The sequence below is a fragment of the Streptomyces cinnabarinus genome (assembly GCF_027270315.1).
Taxonomy (GTDB): domain Bacteria; phylum Actinomycetota; class Actinomycetes; order Streptomycetales; family Streptomycetaceae; genus Streptomyces; species Streptomyces cinnabarinus.
In genome coordinates this window covers 4,341,896-4,359,196 of sequence record NZ_CP114413.1, presented here as the reverse complement: position 1 = coordinate 4,359,196, position 17,301 = coordinate 4,341,896, and the positions used below count along the sequence as shown (strand labels likewise).

7 protein-coding genes and 3 rRNA genes are annotated in these 17,301 nt (G+C 67.5%); 7 read left to right on the top strand and 3 right to left on the bottom strand.

Features of this window, described 5'->3' with window-relative positions; translation table 11 throughout:
* Positions 1-619 precede the first annotated feature (619 nt).
* Positions 620-2,719 (top strand): asparagine synthase-related protein, encoded by a 2,100-nt coding sequence (locus tag STRCI_RS19580; protein WP_269660258.1) that lies wholly within the window; start codon positions 620-622, stop codon positions 2,717-2,719.
* Positions 2,720-2,734: 15 nt separating this feature from the next.
* On the opposite strand, the gene STRCI_RS19575 is transcribed toward STRCI_RS19580, so the two are convergent.
* Together STRCI_RS19575 and STRCI_RS19570 are read right to left on the bottom strand one after the other, a co-directional pair.
* On the bottom strand, positions 2,735-4,702 hold the full coding sequence (locus STRCI_RS19575) for a sigma-70 family RNA polymerase sigma factor (RefSeq protein WP_269660257.1): 1,968 nt from the start codon (positions 4,700-4,702) through the stop codon (positions 2,735-2,737).
* Between the two features lie 300 nt (positions 4,703-5,002).
* The gene (locus STRCI_RS19570) at positions 5,003-5,803 is read right to left on the bottom strand and encodes a TetR/AcrR family transcriptional regulator (RefSeq protein ID WP_269660256.1); all 801 of its coding nucleotides are present in this window, start codon (positions 5,801-5,803) and stop codon (positions 5,003-5,005) included.
* Between the two features lie 384 nt (positions 5,804-6,187).
* Here STRCI_RS19570 and STRCI_RS19565 point away from each other — a divergent pair, with 384 nt between their 5' ends.
* Together STRCI_RS19565 and STRCI_RS19560 are read left to right on the top strand one after the other, a co-directional pair.
* Positions 6,188-7,567 (top strand): NAD(P)/FAD-dependent oxidoreductase, encoded by a 1,380-nt coding sequence (locus STRCI_RS19565; RefSeq protein WP_269660255.1) that lies wholly within the window; start codon positions 6,188-6,190, stop codon positions 7,565-7,567.
* 217 nt (positions 7,568-7,784) lie between these two features.
* On the top strand, positions 7,785-9,428 hold the full coding sequence (locus STRCI_RS19560) for an ATP-binding SpoIIE family protein phosphatase (RefSeq protein ID WP_269660254.1): 1,644 nt from the start codon (positions 7,785-7,787) through the stop codon (positions 9,426-9,428).
* 16 nt (positions 9,429-9,444) lie between these two features.
* On the opposite strand, the gene STRCI_RS19555 is transcribed toward STRCI_RS19560, so the two are convergent.
* Positions 9,445-10,722 carry an MFS transporter gene (locus STRCI_RS19555; RefSeq protein WP_269664588.1) on the bottom strand — a complete coding sequence of 426 codons (1,278 nt, stop codon included), beginning with the start codon at positions 10,720-10,722 and terminating at the stop codon, positions 9,445-9,447.
* Between the two features lie 154 nt (positions 10,723-10,876).
* Between STRCI_RS19555 and STRCI_RS19550 the strand changes: the two genes are divergently transcribed.
* The 4 genes from STRCI_RS19550 (at position 10,877) to rrf (ending at position 17,223) form a co-directional block, all read left to right on the top strand.
* On the top strand, positions 10,877-11,428 hold the full coding sequence (locus tag STRCI_RS19550) for a MarR family winged helix-turn-helix transcriptional regulator (RefSeq protein WP_269660253.1): 552 nt from the start codon (positions 10,877-10,879) through the stop codon (positions 11,426-11,428).
* A gap of 623 nt (positions 11,429-12,051) precedes the next feature.
* A 16S ribosomal RNA gene (locus tag STRCI_RS19545) occupies positions 12,052-13,577 on the top strand.
* Between the two features lie 313 nt (positions 13,578-13,890).
* A 23S ribosomal RNA gene (locus STRCI_RS19540) occupies positions 13,891-17,016 on the top strand.
* A gap of 90 nt (positions 17,017-17,106) precedes the next feature.
* Positions 17,107-17,223: ribosomal RNA gene (gene rrf / locus STRCI_RS19535) — 5S ribosomal RNA — on the top strand.
* Together the 16S, 23S and 5S rRNA genes form the textbook arrangement of a ribosomal RNA operon.
* The last annotated feature ends 78 nt before the right edge of the window (positions 17,224-17,301 follow it).

Genomic DNA, 17,301 nt, shown 5'->3' with positions numbered 1-17,301 from the left:
TTCTTCCGGATGGCGGGATTGTGGTCCGTACTGAAGTGCGGTTCAGGTACGGACGGTTGCAACGTGCCCCCGCTGTGTGGCCGTGCGCCTGTGCGTGCGCTCTTCTCCGGCCATCGGGGGAGCGGTTCCATGGATCGTGCGTGGGTCGGCCCGCTGTACTGGATCCAGTGGGCTGGGGGACACCGCCGCCTCCATCCCCGCGGGCGGCGGAACGGTCCGGGGGGCGAGTCCCGCCTCCCGGACTGCGCGCACCCCGAGTGGTGCGCACGGCCTGTACGGAGAGTGGCCAAACCTGTCGTCGTCACGCCGATTTGGCCGAAAACCGACCCCGCCTTTTCCGGGTGATTACCGCTCCCACCATGGAAATTGAGGGCGTGAAGGGCGTTCTCGGGGAGTGAACCGGGGGCGCATTCGCGTCGCCATGGCCGGGCGATCGCCTTGGCCTGCACGGGTGTTGACGCCCCGTCGGGCAGGCGTCGAGGCTCCAAGGGGGCGCCCGCGGGGGCGCATTTCGCGGATCTCAAGCGGTGTCACCGCGTCTCCGGCACGCGTCCTTCATGGCAGCATGGTGAACCGGTTCGTGCGGTGCACTGGTGGTCCACAGCCTGTGGAGGCGTCGATGCGGTGGTTGGTGGGATGGAGCAGCACCGCCGCGGGAGCCGCCGTGATCGGCTCCGCGGGGGCCACCGGGCCCGACGGCGAGACCGTGCACCCGGTCGGGTCCCAACTCCTGTGGGGCGACCCCGATCCGCTGTGGGCGGTCGGCGACTGGCGCCCCGACGAGGTGCGCGTGGTGCAGGCCGACGCCCAGACCCGGATCGCCGTCCTCGGCATCTGCGGGGCGAGCGACGAGCAGCTGCGGGTCGGTCTCTTCGCCGCGCGCGGCGGGGCACTTCGCCATCTGACGGCCTGGCCCGGCAGCTACACGGCCGTCGTCCAGGTCGGCCGCCGGGTGATGGTGTGCGGCGATCTGGCGGGCGCCCGGCCGGTGTTCTACACCCCCTGGGCCGGCGGCACCGCGTACGCGACCGCCGCCCTGCCCCTCGCCGACCTCATCGAGGCCAACCTCGACTTCGGGCACCTGGCCGCCCTGCTCGCGGCCCCCGACGTCCCGGCGGCCCTGGACGACTCCACCCCCTATGACGGCGTCCGGCGCATTCCGCCGGGGCACGCGCTGATCCTGCGCGCCGGGGCCCGCGAGATCGCCGGGTACGAGCCGGTCGCCTCCCTCGCGGTCGCGGCACCCCCCGCCGACCCGGACAGCGCGGTGGACGCCGTACGCGACGCCCTGGTGGAGGCGGTACGCGCCCGGCTCTCCGCACCCCGGCACGTCCCCGGCGACGGCATCGACCCCGGGCCCGTGCCCGGCATGGGCCCCGCCGAACGGCGTGCCGCGCGCGGGATGCCCGTTCCCGGGATCGGCGCCGACCTCTCCGGCGGCCCGGCCTCCGGCACCCTCGCGCTGCTCGCCGCCGGCCTGCCGGGCATGCCGGGCACGGTGCTGGGCCACGGCACGGGCGCGGGGGAGCGGCTGCTGGCGGTCACCTTCAACGACCTCGCCGTGGGCGGCCGGGAGTCCGAGGTGGAGCGGGCGGGCACCCTGGCGGCCAACCCGCGGCTGCACCACGTCGTGGTGGCCGGCGGCGAGGAGAGCCTGCCGTACGCCGATCTGGACGGCCCGCTCACCGACGAACCCGGGCCGTCCCTGGTGACGGCGGCGCGGCACCGGTCCCGGCTCGCGGCGGGCAGCGCGGACCACTTCACCGGCTACGGCGCCCGCCAGGTCCTGGACGCCCATCCGGCCCGGCTGACCGACCTCTTGATGGACCGCAAGCGGCGGCACCTGGTCCGTCCCGTCGCGGCCCTCGCCAAGGCGGACGGCTCGGTGATGGTCCCCGCGCGGGTGTACGGGGCGGCGCGCAAGCTGGCGCGCACGCCCTATCGCACCGGCCTGGAGGCGCTGGCCGAGCGCCTGCTGCAGCGCCGGTTCGACGAACCCGGAGGTGCCGTAGGAGCGTCGCTGGCGGCGCTCACCTGGGCCAGACCCGGCCCGGCGGCGCGCTGGCTGACGGGGGAGGCACTCGCTGAAGTATCGGTTCGCCTGCAGGGGGCGACCAGCCGCTCCGGGGTCGGCCCGGGACAGCGGCCCGGCGACTACCGCGCGCGTGCCGCGCTCGCCCGGCACGCGGCCGACCTGCGCGTCCTGGAACAGGCCGCCGAGATCCGCTTCCAGCGCCTGCACGCGCCGTTCCTCGACAACCAGGTCGTCCGCGCCTGCCGTGCGCTCCCCGAGGCCCTGCGCGTCCAGCCCGGCGCCCGCGCGGCGATCCTGCGTACGGTCCTGGAGGGCTCCGGCGTGGCCGACCTCCCGCCGGGCTGGGGTGCCCCGACCCATGCCCCCGCGGCCGTGGCCGCCCGCACCGGGCTGAGGGTGGCGGCGAACGACCTGATGGCTCTCTTCGGCACACCCCTGCTGGCGCAGGCGGGGCTGGTGGAGGCCCGTGTGGTCCGCAAGGCCCTGCGCGCGGCCGCCGAGGGCGAGCCCCTTCCCCTGGACGGCCTGGCCGACCTGGTCTCCCTGGAGCTCTGGCTCACCCGGCTGCTGGCCCGCCGGGGCACCTGCTGGACCGGCACTCCGGCACGCGCGCGTGCCGTGCCCGCGGGGATCACCCCGCAGCGGGGCGCGCTGGGAGCCGGTGCCGGGGCCCGGCAGGCGTAGGGCCCGCCGGTACCGCTACGCGCAGGCGAACTTCGACTCGGCCCAGTCCGCGAGGAGCACACCGTCGAAGTGGCTGTGCGGCTCCACCACCAGCCGTACGGTCTCGCGCCCGGTGAGGTCGACCGAGACGGGGACCGCCGGGTCACCACCCTTGATCATTCCGGACCGCCACAGCCGTACCCCGTCGGCGTACACCGAGAAGGTGAACTTGCCGAGCATCAGGTTCATGTCGTCGACGCCGACCAGGGCCCGGTAGGTGCTGCACTCCCGGTTGAGGTCGATGGTGACGGAGGACTTGCCGTGCACGGTCACGCCGTGGGCGTACCGCGTGCCGTCGATCGACACGCCGTAGCGCTGCCACACCCAGTTGCTCTCGCCGATCCGCATCTCGGGCCCGGTGCCGTCGCCGTTGACGTCGTACGCCAGCTCGTTCCACTGGTAGTCGGCCGGAGCGGGCGGGGGCGTCGGTGTCGGGGTGGGGGTCGGCTTCGGGGTGGGAGCCGGGGTCGGCGTCGGCTTCGGAGTGGGCGTCGGCTTCGGCTTCGGGGTGGGGGTCGGGCTCGGCGTGGGGGTGGGCGTCGGGGTGGGTGTCGGCTCGGGGGCGAGGACGGGCGGGGCCGGCTGCGGCTCCTTCTTCGGGGGCCTCGGGGTCGGGGACTCCTCGACGACGGGGGCGGGGGAGGAGACCGGCGGCTTGGCGTCCGGCTCCGGCGCCGGATCCTGGTTGGCGACCAGGGCGAGGGCCACCGCGGCGGCGGCCACCGCGACCACACCGGCGGCGATACCGGCCTTCACTGGTGCGCCGAGCCCCTCGGAGGCCGCCGCGCCACCACCGGCACCGGCACTGCCCGAGGAGCCGCCCGCCGCGGCGGCGGCGCCGGCCGCACCCGCGGCGCCCGCTCCGGTGCCGCCCGCGATGAGCGCGGCCGCCTTGGCGTACCCGGCGGCGCCGAACCAGCCGATGACCGCGACCGGGACCACGGCGGGGATACCGCTGGCGACTTCCTTGATCTGGCCCGCGGCCAGCCGGCACTTGGCGCACTCCTCCAGGTGCTTGCGCAGACCCCGCTCCGCGCGGGTACGCAGTCCGCCGCGCGCGTAGGCGCCGAGCCGGTCGGCGTAGCGGGCGCACTCCTCGTCACTGGCGAGGGTGGCGCTGACATGGGCCTGGAGGTAGGCCTGCTTCAGGCCCTCTCGGGCGCGACTGGCCAGCACGCGCGTGCCGTTGGCGTCGAGCCCGAAGAGCGTGGCGACCTCGCTCGGCGACTCGTCCTCGACCTCGGTGTGCCAGAGCACGGCCTGCCAGCGCTCCGGCAGCGACCGGAAGGCCTGCATGGCCATCGACTGCTCGGCCTCGTGCATCGCGCGCACGTCCGCGCCCAGGTCCAGGCCCGCTCCGAAGGAGCTATTGGATGCAGTGTCGTCGGACACCTCCGACCCTCGCGCCGCCTGGGTGGCGAACAGGGCGAAGTCGTCGACCAGTTGCTCCCGCTTCGCGGACTTCGTCCAGGTGGCGGCGACCCGTCGCACGGACGTCAGCAGATAGGCGCGTACGGCGTACTCGGGACCCGAGCCGCCGCGCACCGCCTGGAGCATCCGGGCGAAGACCTCGGCGGTGAGGTCGTCGGCGGTGTGGCCGTCCCGGCAGCAGGTACGGGCGTAGCGGCGTACCGATTCGGCATGCCGACGGTACAAGTCCTCGTAGGCCGAATCGTCGCCCGAGCGCATTCGCCCGATCAGGTCGGCGTCGGACGGGGGCAGATCCCTGGGAGGGGGCAGCACGCCGTCCTCGCGCCGGTCGCGCTGCGCGGGGACGCTGCCCTCCACGGGTTCGCCGCCCTGCGCCGGGATACCGGCCACGGTGGGATCGCCGCCCTGCGGTACGTCCGCGCGCCCGCCCTGACTCGGTACGTGAGGCGAGGCCGGGCCGCCGCCCTCCGCGTCACCGTCATCGAGTGACCCGTCGCGCCCGTCAACGCTCATCGCGGAAAGCCCCCGCCGCCAGCCCAACCAGTCCCGAACACCGGTTCAGAGTGCCATATCGAATTTTGGTCAGTAGCAGGCGATGCTCGCCTTCCACTCGTCCGAGCGGTTTTGACGTGCAGCAGTACTGACCATCACCCGTTCGGGGAAGGGGCAAGTGACGTGTGTGAAGCGGCAGTCGGGGTGAATGTCGGGAATTCCCGGAACATCCGCCGAGGGTTCCCGAGGCGGGATCGCACACGGCTCCCCACGCCTCGAACTCACCCTTTCGAGCCACCCGTCAACACGGCGCCGACCACATCACGACGGCCGTGACCGAAGCCCCTCCAGCAGGATGTCCAGCAGCCGCGCCGAGGCCGCCGCCTGCTGCGCCGCGTCCGGCAGCGAGGGTGCCGCCGTGGCGATCACCAGCAGCACGTCCGCCACCGACACGTCGGTCCGCAGCTCACCCGCCGCCCGCGCCCGCTCGACCAGCTGTCCCACGACGTCCAACAGCGCCGAGGCCCCGGCGTCGTCGTCCGCGGCACCCGAGGCCGCCGGGGTGGTCTCGCCCGGCACCAGCCGCAGTTCGCCCGCGCCCGGCTGCATCCGCTGCTGCGGCACCCGCGCCTCGTCGAACCCGGCGCCCTCGGTCTGCTCCTCGGCGACCCCGACGCGCAGCACCTGCGGCGGCAGCAGCCGCCCGGCACCCGACGCCACCGAAGTGCGCAGGAAGCGCGAGAGCGCCGACCACGGCTCGTCCTCCTGCCCGAGCGCCGCCCGCGCCTGCTCGGTCAGCCGGGAGGTCTCCTCCTCGGCTATCCGGCGCACCAGGACGTCCTTGCTCGGGAAGCGGCGGTACACCGTCCCGACACCGACCCGCGCGCGCCGCGCCACGTCCTCCATGGGCGCGCCGTATCCCAGCTCGCCGAAGACCTCGCGCGCCGCGCGGAGCACATGCTCCAGATTGCGCTGTGCGTCGACCCGCAGCGGAGTCGTGCGCGAGCTGTCCCCGCGTCCGTTCCCCGCCGCGTTCATGGCTCCGCCCATCGTCGCGCCCATCGCTCCGCCACCGGCTGCGATGGCGGACGTGGACGACCAATGAGAGTCCTGAACATGCATAAGCGTTCCCCCGGTAATGACGTCTCCCCCCGGAGACTCTCCCCGTCATTGATAGCCGGAGCGTGGTGAACATGCCCGGACCCGGGCCCGCCCGTCGCGAACCCATTGAGCCCGAGGAGCGCATCCCCCTACACCCCGTCGACACACGAACATAGTTGAGAGGGAGTCAATTCAGAAGGGGCACGTTCCGCACGGAGCGCCCCCCGATCGGCGTACGGGCCGCATAAGTCCTGATTGCACCCCCTGCTACCCCCCGGCGCACACCCGTTGACCTGCGGACCTTCCCCGCACTCCGGTAATTCGGCCAACCCGGCGGCCCGATGACCTCCGGTCACACAAATTGCTGAGGCTGTGGACAAACTCAAGCGCTGGGTGCGTCATGGGATGGTGAAGGAACGTGCGCGCATTCTCGTTGTCGGCGGCGGCTACGTCGGGATGTACACGGCCCTGCGACTGCAGAAAAAGTTGAAACCAGAAATCAAACGGGGAGAAGTCGAGGTCACAGTAGTCACACCCGACCCGTACATGACCTATCAGCCGTTCCTTCCGGAAGCCGCGGCCGGTTCGATCTCCCCCCGCCATGTCGTCGTGCCGCTGCGCCGCACCCTCGGCCTGTGCCGCGTCGTCATCGGCGAGGTCCGCTCCATCGACCACACCAAGCGCACCGCGACCCTCACCACCCTCGCCACCGAGGAGGAGGGCACCGGCGGCCAACAGCTCTCCTACGACGAACTCGTCCTCGCCCCCGGCTCGGTCTCCCGCACGCTCCCGATCCCCGGACTCGCCGAGCACGCCATCGGATTCAAGACGGTCGAAGAGGCCATCGGACTGCGCAACCACGTCATCGAGCAGATGGACATCGCCTCCTCCACCCGCGACCCCGCCATCCGCGACGCGGCCCTCACCTTCGTCTTCGTCGGCGGCGGCTACGCGGGTGTCGAGGCGCTCGCCGAACTGGAGGACATGGCCCGCTACGCCGCGCGGTACTACCACAACGTCCGCCCCGAGGATATGAAGTGGATCCTCGTCGAGGCATCCGACCGCATCCTCCCCGAGGTCGGCGCGGAGATGGGCCGCTACACCGTCACCGAACTGCGCCGCCGCAACATCGACGTACGCCTGCAGACCCGGCTGGAATCCTGCGCCGACCGCGTCGCGGTGCTCAGCGACGGCGCCCGCTTCCCCACCCGCACGGTCGTGTGGACGGCCGGCGTGAAACCCCACCCCCTCGTCGCCGCCACCGACCTCCCGCGCACCGGGCGCGGACGGCTGAAATGCACCGCAGAGCTGAGCATCGAGGGCGCCACGCACGCGTGGGCGGCGGGCGACGCCGCAGCGGTCCCCGACGTCACCGCCGAACGGCCCGACGCCGAGACCGCCCCCAACGCCCAGCACGCGCTGCGCCAGGCCAGGGTCCTCGGCGACAACATCGCGCACTCCCTGCGCGGCGAGCCGCTCCAGACGTACGCGCACAAATACGTCGGCTCGGTGGCCTCCCTCGGCCTGCACAAGGGCGTCGCACACGTCTACGGACGCAAGCTGAAGGGCTACCCTGCCTGGTTCATGCACCGCGTCTACCACCTCAGCAGGGTGCCCACCTTCAACCGCAAGGCGCGCGTCCTGGCCGAGTGGACGCTGTCGGGGCTCTTCAAGAGGGAGATCGTCTCCCTCGGTTCACTCGAACACCCCCGAGCGGAGTTCGAACTCGCGGCCGGTGGAAAGCCTCCTCAGGACACCGGCAACGACCCGAAGGGGTCGTCCTGACCGGACCGAGGAACTCCACCGAGCCGGCGGGCGTCTGACGGATGTCGGCGCGGTCCGCCACACTGCCAGACTGACCCCCGACCCTGGACGGGCAGCCGCCCGCCCTACCTACTCCCACGAGACCGTCCCCACAGTGCTGCATCCCCGGGGAGCCACCCCCCAGACCCCCGGCCGGGGTCCGGAGCTGGCCGAAGACGACGACACGAGGCAAGGATTCGTGAACTTCACGCGTTGGAGCGCCCGGCTCCCCGGAACGCAGCGCCGCGCCGCAGCGCGGACCGACCACGCGGTCACCGCCGAGCGGCGCGGGGAGAGCGCGGGCTCCGTCCCCGCGGCCAGAGCCGAACAGCTCACCGACGAGCCCCCGCCCGTCCCCGCCCTCGACGACCTCCCCGTACGCGAAGTCCTCGACCGCGTACCGGCGCTCGTCGCCCTGGTCCACGGCACCGACCACCGCCTCGCCTACGTCAACGACGCCTACGCCACCGCCTTCGGCGACCGCACGCTCGGCGAACCGGCCCGCGAGGCCCTGCCGGAACTGGACGAACTGGGCCTGCTCCCACTCCTCGACCAGGTCCTGCGCAGCGGCAAGCCCCGCACGGTCAAGTCCCGCAAGGCCCCCGACGGCCGCTCCTACACCTTCACCTGCACCCCGGTCGCCGACGGCGAGAAGGGCGTCCTGGTCTTCGCCACCGACGTCACCGACCACGCCGAGGCCGCCGAGCGGCTGCGCGCCAGCGAACGCCGCCAACGCGAGACCGCGGTCACCCTCCAGAGATCCCTGCTCCCCCAGGAACTCGAACAGCCCGACGACCTGCGCATCGCCGCGACCTACCAGCCGGGCGGCACGGAAGCCGCGGTCGGCGGCGACTGGTACGACGTCATCACCCTCGGCGGCGGCCGTACGGCACTGGTGATCGGCGATGTGATGGGCCGGGGAGTCCGCGCGGCGGCGGTCATGGGCCAACTCCGCACGGCGGTCCGCGCCTACGCCCGCCTGGACCTCCCGCCGCACGAGGTACTGCAACTGCTGGACGGCCTCGCCACGGAGATCGACGCCAACCAGATCGCCACCTGCGTCTACGCCGTCCACGACCCGAACGAGGGGCGGCTGGTGTACGCCTCCGCCGGGCACCTGCCGATCCTGGTCCGCGACGAGAGCGGCACCGTGCTGCGCGCCGACGAGCCGACGGGGCCGCCGCTCGGCACGGGCGGCTGGATGCACGCGTCCGGCTCGATCCCGCTCAGCCCCGGCTCCACGGCGGTGCTCTACACGGACGGTCTGGTCGAGCGCCGGGACGAGGACCTGGACGAGGGCATCGCGTCCCTGGAGCGCGCCCTGGCGGGCGCCACGGGCACACCCCAGGTCGTCTGCGACCGCCTGGTCCGCTCGGCGGGCGTCACGGCGGACCACGACGACGACGTCGCCGTCCTGGTCCTCCAGCACCCGGCCCGCACCGGCTCCGACGCCGAACTGTTCCGCAACGCCGCCCTGGAGCTCCTCGGCGGCGTGGAGGCGGCCCCACGCGCGCGGGCGTTCGCCTCCGGGGTCCTGACGAGCTGGCGCTTCCCGACGGACCTGCACGACCTGGGTGTCCTCGCGGCCAGCGAACTGGTCGCCAACAGCCTCCAGCACGGCACCCCGCCCATGCGCCTACGACTGCGCCGTACCGACCGCCGCCTCATCGTGGAGGTCACCGACGGCGACGAGCACCTGCCCCGCATGCGCCGGGCCGACCCGGCCGACGAATCGGGCCGGGGCATCGCCATCGTCGCGACCATCGCCTCGAACTGGGGCTCTCGCAGAACACCGGGCGGCGGCAAGGCGGTGTGGTGCGAGTTCGTACTGCCCCGCACCTGACAGCCCCGGCGCGGACTCAGGCGTGAGCCGGCGCGGGATCGGCCTGCGCCGCGCCGCCCGACGCCACCACTCGGCTCCTCGCCAGGGCCGGGTGGTCCTGCGCCGTCGTGAGCTGACGGCCCAGACGTAGCGCCAGCAGGGTGATGCCCAGCGAGAACAGCAGGAACGTCACGATGTACGGCGCGTGCAGCGCGGCACCCATGGGGCCGCCGATCGCCGGACCCACCGCCAGCGCGAGCTGCTTCACCAGGGCGAACGCCGAGTTGTACTGACCGGCCATCCCCGTCGGCGCCAGATCCGCCACCAGCGGCGCGACCGTCGGGGAGAGCATCGCCTCACCCAGACCGAACAGGGCGTAGGTCGAGACGAAGGCCGCCGTGGCCATCTCCTGGCTGCCGTTCCCCAGCCCCGCGTACCCGGCCACGACCCAGGCCACGGCCCAGATCAGACCCACCGCGGCGATCACCCGCGACCGACGCCGCCGCTCCACGAACCGCAGCACCACGAACTGCGCCACGACGATCATCGCCGTGTTGGCGGCGAGCGCCGTGCCGAGCGCGGAGGTGGAGATCCCGGCGGCCTCCACGCCGTACGCGGCCAGACCCCCCTCGAACTGCCCGTAGCAGGCGAAGAACAGCACGAAGCCCAGCACACACAGCTGCACCATCGCCCGGTTCCCGAGCAGCTGCTTCCAGCTCCCCTTGGCCGACTGCCCCGGCGCACCCTCGATCCGCGGCGAACGCGGCATGCGCACCGTCGCCATCACCACGACCAGCAGCAGGAACATCGCCGCCTCGATCGCGAACAGCAGAGTGAAGGAGGAGACCTGGGTCGTGTCGACGAGATGGCCGCCGATGAGACCACCCACACCGAGACCGAGGTTCTGCAGGAAGAACTGCATGGCGAACGCCCGCGACCGGGTCTCCGACGGGGAGCAGTCCACGATCATCGTGGCCAGCGCCGGCTGCATCACGGCCTGCCCGGCCCCCAGCGCGGCGGCCGACAGCAGTACGGCCGTGGCGTTCCCCGCGAGCCCGAGGCTCAGCGCGCCCAGCGCGGCGGTGACCAGAGCGGCGAGCAGCACCGGAAGCGGGCCCCGCCGCACGATCGCCCGCCCGGCGAACGGCAGCACGACCAGCGCGGCAACGGCGAACACGGCGAGTACGAGACCCGCCGTCATGGCACCGAGCCCACGCACCTGCGCCACATAGACGTACAGGTACGGGACGGTGAAGCCGAGCCCGAACGCGCTGAGTGCGTTACCCACGTGGATCCGGCGCATCGCTGCGCCCATCGCCCTGGTCACGTTCACCTCTCTCAAGTAGTGAGACCTGAAGTGGTTAGATCTGAAGTGGTTAGATCTGAAGACTTCAAAGCTAAAGTTCGAAGCTAAAGAGTACACATGGAAGGACTTCAACGCCAACTGTCGGCGTGCCATACTCAGCGCCATGGGCGACAACTCCGGCATCAGCGGCGAGCCGACACTCGAAGAGCAGATCGCCGCCTACCAGCGCGAGTTCCAGGACCTCGACCCCCAGGTCGAGAAGATCGTCTCCGCACTGTCCCGGCTGAACCGCCGCATGAACGTCGCCTACGGCCGCCAGACGGCCACGCTCGGCATCAGCAACACCGAGTGGGAGGTCCTGAAGGCCCTCGTGCTCTCCGGTGCCCCGTACCGATTGGGTCCGAGCGAGCTCGCCAAGCGGCTCGGGCTGACCCCGGCCGCGATGACCCACCGGATCGACCGCATGGTCACCGAGGGCCTGGTCACCCGGGAGCGCGACGAGTCCAACCGGGTGCGCGTCATCGTGGAGCTCACCGTCGAGGGCCGGGAGAAGTGGATGGAGGCCATGCGCCTCGCCTCGGTCTTCGAGGAGGACCTCCTCCAGGACCTCTCCCCCGAGGAGCGCACGGCCCTTGGCGAGGTCCTCACCCGTCTGCTGCGCAGGGTGGAGCACGCCCAGCCGGACGCCAGCGGCCGGCTGACCGACCTCGATTAAAGATCTTGACAGGCGACGCTTGACAGCCCCATGCCCGATCCGTAAAGTTCTTCGGGTTGCCGCGGAGCCGTAACGGTTCTTCGACAACACCTCCGCCGCCTGAGCGGCACTTCAAACCACCAGCACGATCTCCCAGCCGGGATGAATTCGGCGTGCCCGAATTCAATTCGAATGGGGCTCGGCAGCCCGATTAGGAACTGCCGGGGGAATCCGCTAAGGTTTGAGACGTCGGAACGGCCCAACAGCCGCGAGGACAAGCCCGGTTGACTGGGCGTCAGACACCGAGAGGATCTGATAGAGTCAACATCGCCGGAAAGGGAAACGCGAGAGCGAGAACCTGGAAAGCACCGAGGAAATCGGATCGGAAAGATCTGATAGAGTCGGAAACGCAAGACCGAAGGGAAGCCCGGAGGAAAACCCGAGAGGGTGAGTACAAAGGAAGCGACCGTTCCTTGAGAACTCAACAGCGTGCCAAAAATCAACGCCAGATATGTTGATACCCCGTCTCTCCCGTTCGGGAGGACGAGGTTCCTTTGAAATAACACAGCGAGGACGCTGTGAACGGTCGGATCATTCCTCCGACTGTTCCGCTCTCGTGGTGTCGTCCCGATTACGGGAAAACATTCACGGAGAGTTTGATCCTGGCTCAGGACGAACGCTGGCGGCGTGCTTAACACATGCAAGTCGAACGATGAAGCCCTTCGGGGTGGATTAGTGGCGAACGGGTGAGTAACACGTGGGCAATCTGCCCTTCACTCTGGGACAAGCCCTGGAAACGGGGTCTAATACCGGATATCACTCTCGCAGGCATCTGTGAGGGTCGAAAGCTCCGGCGGTGAAGGATGAGCCCGCGGCCTATCAGCTTGTTGGTGAGGTAATGGCTCACCAAGGCGACGACGGGTAGCCGGCCTGAGAGGGCGACCGGCCACACTGGGACTGAGACACGGCCCAGACTCCTACGGGAGGCAGCAGTGGGGAATATTGCACAATGGGCGAAAGCCTGATGCAGCGACGCCGCGTGAGGGATGACGGCCTTCGGGTTGTAAACCTCTTTCAGCAGGGAAGAAGCGAAAGTGACGGTACCTGCAGAAGAAGCGCCGGCTAACTACGTGCCAGCAGCCGCGGTAATACGTAGGGCGCAAGCGTTGTCCGGAATTATTGGGCGTAAAGAGCTCGTAGGCGGCTTGTCACGTCGGGTGTGAAAGCTCGGGGCTTAACCCCGAGTCTGCATTCGATACGGGCTAGCTAGAGTGTGGTAGGGGAGATCGGAATTCCTGGTGTAGCGGTGAAATGCGCAGATATCAGGAGGAACACCGGTGGCGAAGGCGGATCTCTGGGCCATTACTGACGCTGAGGAGCGAAAGCGTGGGGAGCGAACAGGATTAGATACCCTGGTAGTCCACGCCGTAAACGGTGGGAACTAGGTGTTGGCGACATTCCACGTCGTCGGTGCCGCAGCTAACGCATTAAGTTCCCCGCCTGGGGAGTACGGCCGCAAGGCTAAAACTCAAAGGAATTGACGGGGGCCCGCACAAGCAGCGGAGCATGTGGCTTAATTCGACGCAACGCGAAGAACCTTACCAAGGCTTGACATACACCGGAAACGTCCAGAGATGGGCGCCCCCTTGTGGTCGGTGTACAGGTGGTGCATGGCTGTCGTCAGCTCGTGTCGTGAGATGTTGGGTTAAGTCCCGCAACGAGCGCAACCCTTGTTCTGTGTTGCCAGCATGCCCTTCGGGGTGATGGGGACTCACAGGAGACCGCCGGGGTCAACTCGGAGGAAGGTGGGGACGACGTCAAGTCATCATGCCCCTTATGTCTTGGGCTGCACACGTGCTACAATGGCCGATACAATGAGCTGCGATACCGCAAGGTGGAGCGAATCTCAAAAAGTCGGTCTCAGTTCGGATTGGGGTCTGCAACTCGACCCCATGAAGTTGGAGTTGCTAGTAATCGCAGATCAGCATTGCTGCGGTGAATACGTTCCCGGGCCTTGTACACACCGCCCGTCACGTCACGAAAGTCGGTAACACCCGAAGCCGGTGGCCCAACCCCTTGTGGGAGGGAGCTGTCGAAGGTGGGACTGGCGATTGGGACGAAGTCGTAACAAGGTAGCCGTACCGGAAGGTGCGGCTGGATCACCTCCTTTCTAAGGAGCACTTCTAGGCTGCCTCGGCAGTCCAGAGGCCAGTACATCGGCGAATGTCCGGTGCTGGTTGCTCATGGGTGGAACGTTGATTATTCGGCACACTTGACCGTCTTCTCCTTCCAGTACTGCTCTTCGGAGCGTGGAACGTTGAGGGAAGCGGGGAGTGTGCCGGGCACGCTGTTGGGTGTCTGAGGGCACGGCCGTAAAGGTCTGTCTTCGGATGCCGGCCCCAGTGCACTCGGACCGTTAAGGGTTCGGGGTGATGGGTGGCTGGTCGTTGTTTGAGAACTGCACAGTGGACGCGAGCATCTGTGGCCAAGTTTTTAAGGGCGCACGGTGGATGCCTTGGCACCAGGAACCGATGAAGGACGTGGGAGGCCACGATAGTCCCCGGGGAGTCGTCAACCAGGCTTTGATCCGGGGGTTTCCGAATGGGGAAACCCGGCAGTCGTCATGGGCTGTCACCCGCTGCTGAACACATAGGCAGTGTGGAGGGAACGCGGGGAAGTGAAACATCTCAGTACCCGCAGGAAGAGAAAACAACCGTGATTCCGGGAGTAGTGGCGAGCGAAACTGGATGAGGCCAAACCTACGACGTGTGAGACCCGGCAGGGGTTGCGTCGTGGGGGTTGTGGGATCTCTCTTTCACAGTCTGCCGGCTGTGAGGCGAGTCAGAAACCGTTGATGTAGGCGAAGGACATGCGAAAGGTCCGGCGTAGAGGGTAAGACCCCCGTAGTCGAAACGTCAGCGGCTTGCTTGAGAGACACCCAAGTAGCACGGGGCCCGAGAAATCCCGTGTGAATCTGGCGGGACCACCCGCTAAGCCTAAATATTCCCTGGTGACCGATAGCGGATAGTACCGTGAGGGAATGGTGAAAAGTACCGCGGGAGCGGAGTGAAATAGTACCTGAAACCGTGTGCCTACAAGCCGTGGGAGCGTCGGACGGAGAGCTTGCTCTTCGTCTCGTGACTGCGTGCCTTTTGAAGAATGAGCCTGCGAGTTTGCGGTGTGTTGCGAGGTTAACCCGTGTGGGGAAGCCGTAGCGAAAGCGAGTCCGAATAGGGCGACATAGTAGCGCGCTCAAGACCCGAAGCGGAGTGATCTAGCCATGGGCAGGTTGAAGCGGAGGTAAGACTTCGTGGAGGACCGAACCCACCAGGGTTGAAAACCTGGGGGATGACCTGTGGTTAGGGGTGAAAGGCCAATCAAACTCCGTGATAGCTGGTTCTCCCCGAAATGCATTTAGGTGCAGCGTCGTGTGTTTCTTGCCGGAGGTAGAGCACTGGATAGGCGATGGGCCCTACCGGGTTACTGACCTTAGCCAAACTCCGAATGCCGGTAAGTGAGAGCGCGGCAGTGAGACTGTGGGGGATAAGCTCCATGGTCGAGAGGGAAACAGCCCAGAGCATCGACTAAGGCCCCTAAGCGTACGCTAAGTGGGAAAGGATGTGGAGTCGCAGAGACAACCAGGAGGTTGGCTTAGAAGCAGCCACCCTTGAAAGAGTGCGTAATAGCTCACTGGTCTAGTGATTCCGCGCCGACAATGTAGCGGGGCTCAAGCGTACCGCCGAAGTCGTGTCATTGCGATATATACCCCCAACGGGGATCGTGATGGGTAGGGGAGCGTCGTGTGCCGGGTGAAGCAGCCGCGGAAGCGAGTTGTGGACGGTTCACGAGTGAGAATGCAGGCATGAGTAGCGATACAAACGTGAGAAACGTTTGCGCCGATTGACTAAGGGTTCCTGGGTCAAGCTGATCTGCCCAGGGTAAGTCGGGACCTAAGGCGAGGCCGACAGGCGTAGTCGATGGATAACCGGTTGATATTCCGGTACCCGCTGTGAAGCGTCAAACATCGAATCCAGTGATGCTAAGCCCGTGAAGCCGCCTGCCCCCAGCTTTGCTGTGGGTGGGAGTGGTGGAGCCGGTGACCCGAGCTGGTAGTAGGTGAGTGATGGGGTGACGCAGGAAGGTAGTCCATCCCGGGCGGTGGTTGTCCCGGGGTAAGGGTGTAGGCCGTGCGATAGGCAAATCCGTCGCACATGAGGCTGAGACCTGATGCCGAGCCGATTGTGGTGAAGTGGATGATCCTATGCTGTCGAGAAAAGCCTCTAGCGAGTTTCATGGCGGCCCGTACCCTAAACCGACTCAGGTGGTCAGGTAGAGAATACCGAGGCGTTCGGGTGAACTATGGTTAAGGAACTCGGCAAAATGCCCCCGTAACTTCGGGAGAAGGGGGGCCATGTCTGGTGAGAGGACTTGCTCCTCGAGCTGGGTGTGGCCGCAGAGACCAGCGAGAAGCGACTGTTTACTAAAAACACAGGTCCGTGCGAAGCCGTAAGGCGATGTATACGGACTGACGCCTGCCCGGTGCTGGAACGTTAAGGGGACCGGTTAGTCCGACTTCGGTCGGGCGAAGCTGAGAACTTAAGCGCCAGTAAACGGCGGTGGTAACTATAACCATCCTAAGGTAGCGAAATTCCTTGTCGGGTAAGTTCCGACCTGCACGAATGGCGTAACGACTTCTCGACTGTCTCAACCATAGGCCCGGTGAAATTGCACTACGAGTAAAGATGCTCGTTTCGCGCAGCAGGACGGAAAGACCCCGGGACCTTTACTACAGTTTGATATTGGTGTTCGGTTCGGCTTGTGTAGGATAGCTGGGAGACTTTGAAACGCGGACGCCAGTTCGCGGTGAGTCGTCGTTGAAATACCAGTCTGGTCGTGCTGGATGTCTAACCTGGGTCCGTGATCCGGATCAGGGACAGTGTCTGATGGGTAGTTTAACTGGGGCGGTTGCCTCCTAAAGAGTAACGGAGGCGCCCAAAGGTTCCCTCAGCCTGGTTGGCAATCAGGTGTTGAGTGTAAGTGCACAAGGGAGCTTGACTGTGAGACCGACGGGTCGAGCAGGGACGAAAGTCGGGACTAGTGATCCGGCGGTGGCTTGTGGAAGCGCCGTCGCTCAACGGATAAAAGGTACCCCGGGGATAACAGGCTGATCTTCCCCAAGAGTCCATATCGACGGGATGGTTTGGCACCTCGATGTCGGCTCGTCGCATCCTGGGGCTGGAGTCGGTCCCAAGGGTTGGGCTGTTCGCCCATTAAAGCGGTACGCGAGCTGGGTTTAGAACGTCGTGAGACAGTTCGGTCCCTATCCGCTGCGCGCGCAGGAATATTGAGAAGGGCTGTCCCTAGTACGAGAGGACCGGGACGGACGAACCTCTGGTGTGCCAGTTGTTCTGCCAAGGGCATGGCTGGTTGGCTACGTTCGGGAGGGATAACCGCTGAAAGCATCTAAGCGGGAAGCCTGCTTCGAGATGAGTATTCCCACCCACTTGATGGGGTAAGGCTCCCAGTAGACGACTGGGTTGATAGGCCGGATCTGGAAGCCCAGTAATGGGTGGAGGTGACCGGTACTAATAGGCCGAGGGCTTGTCCTCAGTTGCTCGCGTCCACTGTGTTGGTTCTGAAACCACGAACAGCCCCACATCCCTGATGTGGTGCGGCATTGTTCGACAGTTTCATAGTGTTTCGGTGGTCATAGCGTGAGGGAAACGCCCGGTTACATTCCGAACCCGGAAGCTAAGCCTCACAGCGCCGATGGTACTGCAGGGGGGACCCTGTGGGAGAGTAGGACGCCGCCGAACAAAACTTGAAGAAAACCCCCGGCCGGGGATACCGGCTGGGGGTTTTCTGCGTTTAAGGGCGGGTACTACGGTGGCGTC